Source organism: Acinetobacter sp. YWS30-1 (genome assembly GCF_033558715.1).
Lineage (GTDB): Bacteria > Pseudomonadota > Gammaproteobacteria > Pseudomonadales > Moraxellaceae > Acinetobacter.
Genome location: NZ_CP114606.1, coordinates 432,146 through 445,108 on the forward strand (window position 1 = coordinate 432,146; position 12,963 = coordinate 445,108).

General features: G+C 41.5%; 9 protein-coding genes. 4 read left to right on the top strand and 5 right to left on the bottom strand.

All coding sequences use genetic code 11. The features are described from left to right. Window positions 1-2 precede the first annotated feature (2 nt). From O4M77_RS02045 to O4M77_RS02060, 4 genes are all read right to left on the bottom strand, one after another. Window positions 3-1,109, bottom strand: coding sequence for an alpha-hydroxy acid oxidase (locus O4M77_RS02045; RefSeq protein ID WP_323713750.1), 1,107 nt, complete (start codon window positions 1,107-1,109; stop codon window positions 3-5). Next, entirely contained in the window at window positions 1,109-1,792 is a 684-nt protein-coding gene (locus O4M77_RS02050) for a Fe2+-dependent dioxygenase (protein WP_034704407.1), read from the bottom strand. Before O4M77_RS02050 ends, O4M77_RS02045 begins: the two co-directional genes overlap by 1 nt. 79 nt (window positions 1,793-1,871) lie before the next feature. Further along, on the bottom strand, window positions 1,872-4,127 hold the full coding sequence (locus O4M77_RS02055) for a catecholate siderophore receptor Fiu (protein WP_179992401.1): 2,256 nt from the start codon (window positions 4,125-4,127) through the stop codon (window positions 1,872-1,874). A 412-nt stretch (window positions 4,128-4,539) separates the two neighbouring features. Then, window positions 4,540-6,777, bottom strand: a complete 2,238-nt coding sequence (locus O4M77_RS02060) for a TonB-dependent receptor (protein ID WP_180104543.1) — start codon at window positions 6,775-6,777, stop codon at window positions 4,540-4,542. Window positions 6,778-7,280: 503 nt separating this feature from the next. Between O4M77_RS02060 and tig the strand changes: the two genes are divergently transcribed. The 4 genes from tig to O4M77_RS02080 all read left to right on the top strand — a co-directional run bounded on the left by tig (window position 7,281) and on the right by O4M77_RS02080 (window position 11,632). Beyond that, on the top strand, window positions 7,281-8,612 hold the full coding sequence (gene tig, locus O4M77_RS02065) for a trigger factor (protein WP_004781984.1): 1,332 nt from the start codon (window positions 7,281-7,283) through the stop codon (window positions 8,610-8,612). 190 nt (window positions 8,613-8,802) lie between these two features. Then, window positions 8,803-9,408, top strand: coding sequence for an ATP-dependent Clp endopeptidase proteolytic subunit ClpP (gene clpP, locus O4M77_RS02070; RefSeq protein ID WP_004781985.1), 606 nt, complete (start codon window positions 8,803-8,805; stop codon window positions 9,406-9,408). A 29-nt stretch (window positions 9,409-9,437) separates the two neighbouring features. Next, a complete protein-coding gene (gene clpX / locus O4M77_RS02075) occupies window positions 9,438-10,748 on the top strand; it encodes an ATP-dependent protease ATP-binding subunit ClpX (protein ID WP_004781987.1) in 1,311 nt (436 codons plus the stop codon). Between the two features lie 167 nt (window positions 10,749-10,915). After that, window positions 10,916-11,632 carry a DUF2846 domain-containing protein gene (locus O4M77_RS02080; protein WP_004781989.1) on the top strand — a complete coding sequence of 239 codons (717 nt, stop codon included), beginning with the start codon at window positions 10,916-10,918 and terminating at the stop codon, window positions 11,630-11,632. A gap of 59 nt (window positions 11,633-11,691) precedes the next feature. On the opposite strand, the gene O4M77_RS02085 is transcribed toward O4M77_RS02080, so the two are convergent. Further along, a complete protein-coding gene (locus O4M77_RS02085) occupies window positions 11,692-12,843 on the bottom strand; it encodes an IS4-like element ISAbe18 family transposase (protein WP_323713751.1) in 1,152 nt (383 codons plus the stop codon). Between the last annotated feature and the right edge of the window lie 120 nt (window positions 12,844-12,963).

The window sequence follows — 12,963 nt, forward strand, 5'->3', positions numbered from 1 at the left end:
AATTAATCAATTCCCCTAAATAGACAGCTCGGTTGAATATCTGCCACGGTCGCTGTTCCCATTAAGGCCATGATAATCTCAAATTCTTCTTTCAGGATTTTGATCACATGCGCTACGCCCAAAGCTCCGGCAGTCGCCAGACCATAAATATAAGGACGGCCAATCAGGACAGCAGAAGCACCTAGGGCAATTGCCTTGAATACATCCGATCCACGACGGATGCCGCCATCATAGAGCAGAGGAAAATCTGCTGGCACCACCTTTTTAATCAGCTGTAAGGCAATGAGAGGAGAAATGCAGGTATCCAGCACGCGACCGCCATGATTGGAAATGATCAGGCCTTTTACCCCATGCTGAATCGCCAGCTGGGCATCCTGAGGATGCACAATGCCTTTCAGAATCACAGGTAAGTGAGTCTGCTGTACCATCCAGGCAATATCTTCCCAAGTTGGGGCAATTTTCATTAGTCCGTTAAAGACAGGATGATCACCTTCCTTTAATTCTGGTAGGGGAATATGGGTAGGTGTATGCGGATGTTGCATGCCTTCCGGTAAATGGAAAAAAGCACGACGTTCACGATCGCGGATGCCAGTATGCGGTGAATCTACCGTAATCACTAGCGCCGTATAATTATGCGCTTCAGCCATTTTGATCAAAGCTAAAGATTTTTCCCGATCCCCTTGCCAATACAGCTGAAACCATTTGCGTGGATTGTCCTGTTTCAATGCGCGCATATCGGTATTGGTAAACGTACTGAGAATCATATTGCTGCCCATCACTTCTGCCGCAAGTGCAGAAGCGGCTTCGGCTTCAGGATGAAACTGCTGCTGATGTCCAATCGGTGCCAAAAAAATCGGATGCGGAAATTTCTGTCCGAACATTTCAAGTTCAGTACTGCCTTGGGTCAGATCTTTCAGCATACGTGGCAGAAGCTGAATATCCTGAAACTGCTGTAAATTATCCTGGACACTGATTTCATCCATGGAGCCACCTTGCAGATAGTTCCAGACCATACTGGAGAGATGTTTTTCTGCTTCGACCTCATAATCGGCGATGGTTTGTAGGTAGGCCGGGATCTGGGTTAATGGCGCCATTGGTTCACGTGACATTATAAATCACCCCATTGACGAATCAGGTTGTGATAATGATGGGTCAGTTGTAGGACTTCTTCAGTATCGCCAATCTGCTGGCGTAGTTTGATAATGGTCATGTCCAGATCAAACAACATACTGCGTTTAGCATCTTCACGGATCATACTTTGAATCCAGGTTACGGCAGCAATACGTTTGCCTTGAGTTACTGGTTCAACCCGATGCAGGCTGGTCGATGGATAAACAATCACATCACCCGCATCCAGCTTGACTTCATGGCAGCCATACTGGTCTTCAACGACCAGCTCACCACCTTCATATTCATCGATTTCAGATAAGAATAAAGTTAGTGACACATCGGTACGAATGGCCTGTCCGAGTAGAGGAGAGTAATGAATGGCATTATCGACATGATTGCCATAGGTACCAGAATCCTGATAGCAGTTAAACAGGGGCGGCAGGATATGTTTCGGTAGGGCAGCAGAGGTAATTAAATGATGACTTTTAAGCGCTTGTAAAATGATAGGGCTAATCTGCTGATACAGGACAGAAGAAGAATCCAGCTGCAGGTTCTTTTTGATTTTCTGTGCCTGACTCCCGGCGCTGAGTTGCCCATTCATCCAGTGTTCTGAACGATCTAGTTGTTGTCTCAGTTCGGCAACTTGTGCTTTGCTTAATACTGCCGGGATATGTAACATCATTTTAAAAGCATTCCTGCAATTGAAAATATCGTGCATTCAAGAGAATACACGATATTGATAGATAGAGATAAAAGCTGAATTAAAATTTATAGTTCAGGGTTAAAGCTGCTGAACGTGGTTGGCCTAAGATCACACGGCCACCTCCATTATTCAGCGTGCTGATGTACTCTTTATCTGCCAGATTATAAACATTCAGGTTTAAGGAAGTTTGGTCATTAAAGGTATAACCGGCCATAGCATCAAATACCACATAGCTTGGAATACTTGGCATATTCGCTGCTGCAGTACTATCGGTAATCACACGTTTTTGCTCATCTACATAACGTGCGCCCAAGCCCAGTTTTAAACCGGCAATGTTATAGGTCGTCCATAAAGAAGCGGTCCATTCAGGTGACCAACGTACACTATTGGTCTGGGTCACTACGCCCGTGTTGGAATTGACACTGAACTGGTCTTTTTGCTCGGTTTTCATATGGGCAACACCTGCTGAAATATTCCAGGCATCAGTAATTTTACCGACAGCACCCAATTCGATTCCTTTAACTGTAGTTTTACCTTCCTGAACAGACTCGCGGGTAATTGGATCTTGGGTAAACTGGTTTTCATTTTCGGTGTAGTATGCCGCAGCATTTAAAGCCAGATCACCCTCTAGCAGATCCCATTTGGTGCCAATTTCATAATGATGAGTTTCTTGAGGGTCTGCGGCTGAGCTGTTTATTCCTGTGGATGAAAGGCTAAAGTTACTGCTACCCGGTGGTGTCAGGGATTTGGCATAAGATGCATAGACACTGCTGTAGGCGGTTGGCTTATATAAACCACCGAGCTTCCAGCTGAATAAAGTGTCATGGGCTTTTAAATCTGTTTTGGTTTCAGTCACTGCTAGTGTCGTACTGTCGGTTGAGTAACCCAGCGCATCGTAATTAGTATCGTAATAATCGACACGGACGCCACCATTAAGTTGAAAACGTTCGCCAAACTTGAGCGTATCGAAAAGATAAGCAGCCGCCGTTTGGGTTTCACCATCCGAATAAGCGCCCGTATACACAGGATCAGGCAGATTCTGGTGACGGTCAGGATGATATAGATTCGCGGGTGGTGTGGTGTTGCTTGGCTGTCCCGGCATTTGTGTGGCCAGTGTTCTGGAATGTTGCTGCTCTTTTAATAGTTCTACACCAGCGACCAGATCATGCTCCACTGAACCGGTTTTGACATTCCAGTTCACCGTGCTCTGATTAGCCAGAATTTTATTTTCCTGATCGACACCCTGGCGTGAACGGCTTACTGTCCAGTCTTGAGGATTGGTAGAGTCATTTCTTGAAAGGCTATTAATCCCCGTCAAAGTACGCTGCATATGGGTATTACCCAGACGGGTAATATTGGTAAATTTCAGATTTTCAGCCCAGTCACTTTCGATTTTTGCTGTATACATGTCAGCATCAACATCTTCATGGTCATCGGTATGGCCATAATAATTTTCACGGTCTACTTTAGGTGCACTGGCAATCAGTGGGTCAGCATTCCAGAAACCTTTCATGCCAATCGTTGGAATACCGCCATCCGGAATGTTACGTTGGCGGATATGCTGGGAATAAAGATACAGGCGAGTATCACTATCCAGACCAAAGGCGATAGAAGGGGCAACAGCCCAGCCTTGATTCTGGATAAAGTCGCGGCCTTCTACACCGCCATCTTGACCCATTGCATTTAAACGGACAGCAACGCTGTCATTGATCGCCTGATTAATGTCAGTGGCAAGACGCGTATGTTCAGCCGTATTGTAGGTGGCAGAGACTTCACGACTGTTTTCCAAATGAGGCAATTTGCTGACCAGATTCACATAACCAGACGCCGTACCACGCCCACCTTCGGCACCCGCAGGGCCTTTTACGACTTCCACCTGTTCCAGGTTAAACACATCACGACTTACAGCGCCGAGGTCACGAATGCCATCCAGATAGGTGGAGCTTTGAGTTGAAAAGCCGCGCATCTGGAAGGCATCGCCAGCACTGGTATTCCCATTCTCACCGAGTTGTAGGGTAATTCCTGGCGTATTACGTAAGGCTTCAACCAGGGTGGTTGCACCTTGTTCTTTTAATAAGTTTTTGTTGATAATCGAAACAGTCTGAGGCGTATCTACTAAAGCTTGGCTAGATTTAGCAGAACTCAATTGATCTACTTTATATTCATTTGCAGTTTTATTCTTAACTGTAATTTCTGGAAGCTGAATAACGCCTTCATTGGTGATGTTATCTGCATGAGTGATCAGTGGCAAAGTTGCAGCAAGTGCGACCAATGAAGTCTTGTAATGATGTTTTCGGCTTTTGATATGCGCCATGTGACAGAATTCCTGAATTGAATAATATTTCCCTTACCACCTTGATATGCTCGAGTTCATCAAATAGCAGCAATTATGGAGTTATTGTTATGGCCTTTAACAATTTTGCGAATTGTAGTGATAATAATTATCATTAACAATATTTAATTAAATCATTCTTATGAATTTATGGATGAAATTACTGTTTAATATTCAAACTTTAATCTGGGATTTCTATTAAGAAAAATTTCAAAATAAACTTATTTTTCAGTTTTTTACCTAAGATTAAAAAATGTAATTATTTTCTATTTAAAGCTTTTTATCAAAAGGTTTATAAATACAACTAAATCTAGATTTAAAGTTTTATATCTTTCAGAAAATAAAAATAGCCTCACGAATGAGGCTATTTTTTGATGAGGGAAGAAGCTAAAACTTAGTATTTAAAGTTCAGAGAAAGAACTGCGTTACGGCCTTCTGCTTCAGTTGCATAGTGAGATGCATAAGCTTTAGTGAAATAACGTTCATCAGATAAGTTATTTACATTTAACTGCAGGTCAACATTTTGATTTACGTTATAACGTGCCATGGCATCATAGCGTACATAACCTGGAACATATTTAGTATTCGCTAGGTCACCATACACTTTGTCCATCGCAACTGCACCAGCACCGATTGTTAACGCAGGGGTTAGATCATAAGTCGTCCAAAGTGTGGCTGAGTTTTTCGCAACGTTAGGCATTTTATTTCCATTGTATGGACTATCTTCATTTGTACATACAGTTGGTCGACCGCTACATTTTTTTCCATTATCAACAGCTTCACTGTCTAGGTATGTATAGCCCGCAGAGACTGCCCATTTATCAGTAAGATTACCGTTTAAACCAAGCTCAAAGCCATCTACCTTACTTTCACCAACGTTAGCATAAGTAGTCGGTGTTAACTGAACTCGAGCATTCTGTTTTTCAGTACGGAAAATTGCAGCAGTCAAATTCAATTTGTCATTAAATAGATCCCATTTCGTACCAATTTCAAATGTGCGGCTTTCTTCAGGATCGAGATTGCTATAATTTTCTGCAATACCTTCTGAACCATCACCTGAGTCAACACCTACAGGGTTGGCTGAAGTAGCGAAGCTTGTGTAAATAGATCCATTTTCACGCGGTTTAAAAGTAAGACCTGCCTGGTAAGTGAAGAAATCAGCGTCACTTGAAATGGTTTCACCTGAAGCATTGGTTTTTTGCTTGGTATCAAAGTCATCCCAACGCAATCCTAAGTCCAATAACCATTGCGGATTGAGTTCAATGTTATCCAGTAAATAAATAGAAGCTGTTTCTGTGGTAGTGGTCGTGGTAGCTCTGTTGGCTGTACGAGCACCTAACCATTGATCACGTGAGTTTGGATTGGTTAAAGAAGTACACCATGCATCATTATTTGCACAATCACTGTTAAATCCACCTGTCGTGCTATCAGGGTAGCCAGGGTAGGTGGTTGAATAGTTACCTTTATCAGATTCTTGTTTAGAGTATTCAACACCTGTATTAAAGCTATGCTTTAGAGCACCGGTATTAAACTTACCTGCTAAAGAAAGTTGATCGCTAAAGGTTTCTGTATCTGTAATCCGTGAGTTAATACGACGCCATACTTTATCATTGAGTACGTTACCTTTTGAGTCATCAGGCTGCGTCCATAGATAATCATTTTTTGACTTGCTATAAATAGCAGTATTACTCAAAGTCAAATCATCAGTCAGATCATGTTCTAATTTAAGTGTACCAATCTGATTTTCTTGTTTCTGGAAATCACGATTTAATAAACCATAGTAGATGCCTTGTTTAACATCGATAGGTTTACCGACAGTCGCTTTTTTATCTTTGTCATAATTATATGGAACACCAGCATCAGGCGTATCATCAGATTTTAAGTAGTAATAGCTTAAAGTCCCACGAGTAGGAGTATCCAGGCCAAAACTGATACTTGGTGCAATACCTACACGTTTATATTCAGCGCCGTCTTTCTGACCTGCTTTTTCATTTTGATGACCCATCATAGCAATACGCGCTGCAATGCCATTACCGAAATCTTTGTTGCCATCTAAAGTGATGCGCTGGTAATTATCGGTACCTTGTGCAATGGAACCTTCTAAAGAATCACCAGCTTTAGCAACCTTAGAGATCATGTTGATGCTACCGCCAGTCGTACCGGCACCGCCCATTGCAGAAGAAGAGCCTTTGGTCACTTCAACCTGTTCGACCGCAAACATTTCACGGTTTTGTGAAGTCGCGCTACGAACTCCATCTACATACATTGAGCTTTCAGAGTTATAACCACGAATAAATGGACGATCGCCATTCGGGTTGCCACCTTCACCCGCACCCAAAGTAATACCAGGTACAGTACGTAAAGCATCAGAAAGTGTAGTGACTTGAGTGTCTTCAATCAGTTGCTTAGAAATGACTGATACAGATTTAGGTGTATCCAGTAAAGGTGCAACAAATTTCTTATTTGCGGAATTATCTACTTTTAAACTTGGTGTCTGTTCAGCTTTAACTTCTTGATGAATAGTTTCGAGCTTGACCACATTTTCATCAGCCACAGCATTTACGGTTACAATCGAGAGGGAAGAGGCAATCGCCGATGAAACGAGTTTTTTACGTGATTTGATAAACGACATGTGGGAACCCGAAAAAAAGCTTAAAATTTATGTATGCGAATAATAATAATTCTTATTTAAATTAAGAATTACTTGCCGATAGGAAATGACGATTTTAAGGATTGTATTAATTGGTTTGATCAATGTGATAGTGTATCAAAATGTTTCTAAGTTAATGTATTTAAAATAGATCTGATTAATAGATTATTATCGTTACTTTTATTGAGATTATTAGAGTTTAAAAATTTTGAAGAAAAGATAAAGAAAAGTTTACTAAAAGTCCTATAAAAATCCATAAATGCCGATGAATGAGATGATCTGTCCAGTTTGAGTAATCAATATATCTACTCTTATTTGAGGGAAGGGATATTTAATCAAAGAAAAATGAATTTGACTGAATAAATTTGATTATTACAGCATCAATAAAGACGATTCAAGTATTGTGTTTTGTATATCTGCAAATGTTGTCATATAATGTGGCACATTTTTATAAACCTGTTATTACCAAATATATAGAGGAAGCCATGCAAGTAACTTCTGAAGCGGTTTCGGGCGTTGCCCGTCGTTTAAATGTTTCTGTACCGACGAGCCGTATTAATGAGCAATTTGAAGCTCGTTTAAAACGCACTGCTAAAACTGCGAAGATCAACGGCTTCCGTCCAGGTAAAGTACCTGTAAACGTAGTTCGTCGTGAATACGGCGCTGGTATCTACCAAGAAGTTGTCAACGACATCATTCGCGACACAGTTTTCGAAGCAATCCAACAAGAAAAAATCAACGCTGTTGGTATGCCAAACATCGAAAAAACTGAAATGAAAGATGATGCTTTAGTTTATGAAGCGACTGTTGAAGTTTATCCAGAAGTTGAAGTGAAATTCGAAGGTCTGGAAGTTGAACGTAAAGCGTCTGAAGTAAATGATAAAGACGTTGAGAAGATGATTGAAAATCTTCAAAAACAACGCGCTTCTTGGGCTGAAACTAAAGGCATGGCTAAAAAAGACATGCAAGTAACTTTCGACTTCGAAGGTACTGTTGATGGCGAAAAATTTGAAGGCGGCGCTGCGCAAGACTTTAAACTTGTTTTAGGTTCTGGTCGTATGATCCCTGGCTTCGAAGATGGCATCATCGGTATGAAGAAAGGCGAAGAGAAAGTGATCGATGTTACTTTCCCTGAAGATTACCAAGCTGAAAACCTTGCTGGTAAACAAGCTCAATTCAAAATCAATGTGAAACTTGTTGAAAAACAAAAACTTCCAGAAATTGATGCTGAATTCCTGAAAATCTTCGGTATTTCTGAAGAAGATGGCGTTGAAAAACTGAAAGCCGACGTTCGTAAAAACATGGAACGTGAAGTGAAAAACGGCCTGCGTAACCAGGTTAAAGGCGCAACTTTCGATGCACTTGTAGCTGCAAACGAAGTTGAACTTCCATCTGCAATGGTTGCTCAAGAAATTGACCGTCAACGTCAACAAATGATCCAGCAGTTCACTCAACAGTTCGGTGCTCAAGGCGCGAAAGCATTTGATTCAAGCATGCTTCCAGATGACCTGTTTAAAGAACAAGCTGAGAAATCAGTTAAACTTGGCGTATTGGTAAGCCGTATTCTTGCTGATGCGAAAATCGAAGTAGATCAAGCGCGCGTTGAAGCTTATATCGAAGACATGGCTTCTTCTTACGAAGATCCAAACGAAGTGATTGAATACTTCAAAAATGACAAGCAACAACGTGCTCAAATCGAAGCAGTTGTACTTGAAGATCAAGTTGTTGATCACATTCTGTCATCTGCTAAAGTGACTGATGCGACTGTAAGCTATGAAGACTTATTGAAAGAGCAACAAGCTCGTCAACAAGGCTAATTCAAGCTTTCCATAAAAAGGCGCTTCGTGCGCCTTTTTTCATATTAGTAATTTCTTGACATATCTGATTTTCACAAAACTAATGCAAAAAATATGATGGAATTATTCGCGATTATTTTGCAATTTCATTGATTATCCCTCATATTGTGATTATGGATTAAGTCACAAAAATTTAGGAATAAATAAACCTATGTATGTTCCAACGATTGAAAACGCTTTAGTGCCAATGGTGGTAGAACAATCCTCTCGTGGTGAGCGTTCTTTTGATATTTATTCACGCCTTTTACGTGAGCGGGTAATTTTTCTGACAGGTGAAGTTGAAGACAATATGGCCAACCTGATCGTTGCGCAAATGTTGTTTTTAGAAGCTGAGAACCCAGATAAAGATATTCATTTATATATCAACTCACCGGGTGGTTCGGTGACTGCTGGCATGGCGATCTACGATACCATGCAGTTTATTAAACCGGATGTTGTGACTTACTGTATGGGTCAGGCAGCATCAATGGGTGCATTCCTGCTCAATGCAGGAACTAAAGGCAAACGTTACTGCCTTGAAAATGCACGTGTCATGATTCACCAGCCTTTGGGTGGTTTCAAAGGCCAGGCATCAGATATTGAAATTCACGCACGTGAAATTCTGTTCATTAAAGAACGTTTAAACCGTTTAATGGCTGAACATAGCGGTCAGGACTATGAAAAAGTGGCACGCGATACAGACCGTGACAACTTCATGACTGCTCAGCAAGCGAAAGAATACGGTCTTGTGGATGAAGTTCTAACGAAACGTCCATAAGTTTTAGAGATTGAGATATTGGAGTAAATATGTCCGAACATCCTCAAGGACAAAAGCATTGTTCATTTTGCGGTAAAACGCAGTCTGAAGTCGGAAAGCTGATTGCAGGCGAGGACGCATACATTTGTAATGAATGTGTGGACGTATGCTTAGATTTGGTTCAAACCAGTCAACAGGTCGAAACCAATGACTGGGCGAACCGTCCTTTACCGAAACCGCATGAAATCCGTGCGGCGCTCGATCAATATGTGATTGGTCAGGACGTAGCGAAAAAGACATTATCTGTGGCCGTATACAACCATTACAAACGTCTGAAAGTACAGACCAATGGTAAGAAAGCAGATGATTCCGTTGAAATTGCCAAAAGTAATATCCTGCTGGTCGGTCCGACCGGTTCAGGTAAAACCTTGCTGGCACAAACCCTTGCCCGTCTTCTGGACGTTCCATTTGCCATGGCAGATGCAACAACCCTAACTGAAGCGGGTTATGTGGGTGAAGATGTTGAAAACATTGTACAAAAGCTTTTGCAAAAAGCTGATTACGATGTCGAAAAAGCGCAAAAGGGCATTATCTATATCGATGAAATCGACAAGATTACCCGTAAATCTGAAAACCCATCCATTACTCGTGATGTATCAGGTGAAGGCGTACAGCAAGCCTTGCTGAAAATGATCGAAGGTACGGTTGCTTCAATTCCACCACAAGGTGGTCGTAAGCACCCGCAGCAGGAATTCATTCAGATTGATACCTCGAATATCCTGTTCATCTGTGGCGGTGCATTCTCAGGTCTTGAGAAAATCGTACAGCAGCGTCAGGAGAAAGGTGGTATTGGCTTTACTGCAGAAGTCCGTAATAAAGACGAAAGCAAAAAGTTGTCTGAATTGTTCCGTCAGGTCGAAGCGACTGACTTAGTGAAATTTGGTCTGATTCCAGAATTCATTGGTCGTTTACCCGTGATTGCGACTTTGGATGAGCTCGATGAAGAAGCTTTAATGCAGATTCTGACTGAGCCGAAGAATGCATTAACTCGTCAATATAAACATTTGTTTGAGATGGAAAATGTGGACTTGGTCTTTGAAGATTCAGCACTACGTGCCGTTGCGAAAAAAGCACTGGAACGTAATACTGGTGCGCGTGGCCTGCGTTCAATTCTGGAAAATTCATTGCTAGAAACCATGTATGACCTGCCGAGTCGTAGCGATGTAGGCACCGTGGTGGTGAATGAAGCTGTCATTAATGGTGAAGCTGCACCAGAATTTCGTGCTGAACGTCAACCACATGACGAGCCAGAAACAGCGGCAAAAGTTGATTTAAAGGTGGTGAATAGCAAATCTGCTTGATTGCTATTCGTCAGAAACGTGCGAAAACCCCGTGTTTTCGCACGTTTTTTATTTCCAAAAGATAAAAGCAGATGCTAATCTCAACATCTAGGCGTGGACGCCGAAAGCTATAAAAATATATCGCAAAGCACTTGCATACAAGAATAAAGACGCAGTGAGGGATAAGCATGCGTGGAGTCGCAATGGTGCTCATCGGCAGTTTGGCGCTGATGGGTTGTCACGGTAAAAAAGCCGTAGTTGAGCCTACACAGCCACTCAGCACTTTAAAAAATATTGATCTTGAAAAAAAACCAGGCTTCGTCGAACAGCATCGGGTGGGGATGTTTACAATTGGCGGCTGGGTCAACCAGAAACAGGGCAATCATTTTCAGGCAGTTAAACCTCAGCATGAGGATGCAGCAATTGTTTATTTATACCGCCCGGATTCCAAATGGAACCGTCAGGAAATTGTCGCTGCCAGCCTATTTATCAATCAGCATCGTATTCCGAGTTTATTGCATAATCATCATTACTGGATTGAGTTACCTGCAGGCACTTATCGCTTGAGTACCAGCCGTCCTTTAGGTGCTTTGCACTTCCAGAAACCTAAATATCTGGACTTTACCGTAGAAGCGGGTCAATCCTATTTTATTAAGTATGATGAAGAAAATCTAAGCACCCGTCGTAGTGTTCCGGGACCTCTGATGCTGATGCCGAGCAGTGTGGGCCTCAATGAAATTGCTTTTACCCAGTTAAAATCGGACAGTTTTAACTTTTTTGCACAGGATCAGGAAACTGGGAAAATCCGCAAGAAAGCTCAGAAAATTAAGGCAACTGAATATGATCCATCTACAGATGTACAGTTAACCACACCGTTTAAACTCTGGGATCCAAGAACCTGGTAATTAATTTTAAAATTCCAATAAAAAAGCACCCATTAAGGGCATTGCTGTCCCACAATTTTTCACAAGAGGAAGCTCATTTGAGCTTCCTCTTGTTTTATGGGTATTTTATCGGGTGAAAATAAAGCTTTTAAAGTTCTTCTTTCAAACAAATTCACTTGAATTATTCTGAGTAAACGTTGAACTGTCCAACCTGTTTTTCCTAAATGTTGAGCGAAACTCACCAATAAATAGGCGATCATCGCAATCCAGATTTGTGTCTGAATTGCGTTCCTGCTGCGACCTAGAAACGCTTTTAATTTGAGATTCTGCTTAATCGCCTTAAAGAACAGCTCAACTTTCCAACGATCTTTATAAATCGCCGCAATGGTGGAGGCGGCTAAATGAAAGTTATTGCTGAGAAAGCTAAAGTGCTTGCCACTTTGCTGATCTCTATATTCAATTCTTCTTAACACTGGGGCTTTTCTTTTTAGGGCATGTGCGCTATTCAGCTGAATGGTTTCATCTTTTAGAATACCTTTGGATTCAAGCACTGGATGTTGCTGGATCACCTGATACACAGATTTAGGCCTAAAACGTGTGACAAATCCAATGTTTTGAGCAGTCAGATTTGCATACCATTGGTAATCGACATAGCCTTTATCAAAAACTACAATGCTGCCAGCAGGAAACTGGAATTTGCGGCCTTGTACCATGTCATTTTCTTTGCCATTTTCAACTGCAACAAACTCAGGAATATCATTGCTGTGATTCAATCCTATACTGAGTTTCATGCTGGCTTTTGAGTCGTGAACTTTGGCCCATTCACATAAGGAAAGCGACAGGTCAATATGACTGGCATCCAAGGAATACAAGGGATTCTTAAAGCGAAATTTATGAGCGACTTTTGAGTGGTCATAGTATTTAAGCAACTTGTAAAATAGCTGTTGATACAAGGCAGCAGGCTGCTGCTCATTGATTCGTGCCAGCGTGCTTCGGGGAATAGACTTTGCTCCGAGATGACTTAGCTTTTCCTGTTGGCACTCCAAATTGGATTGAATATCTCTCAGACTTTGCCTACAAGAGAATTGAGACATCAATATGGCAATAAACTGATCCCACCGGGAAGCCGCTCTAAATTTCTGTCCAACATGGTGTACTTTAGCAAGTTGTTCAAAATCCTGTCGCACAACAGGTTTAATTAGCTCATGAAATACGGTATTCTGATGTAACAAAACCTGAATCCTGGTCGTTAAAGTGTTTGTTTGCACTCATATTTTAACTGTTAGGACTCAGGTTTTTTTATTTAAAGCAAACTATGGGACAGCAGTGCCATTAAGGGTGCTTTTTTATAT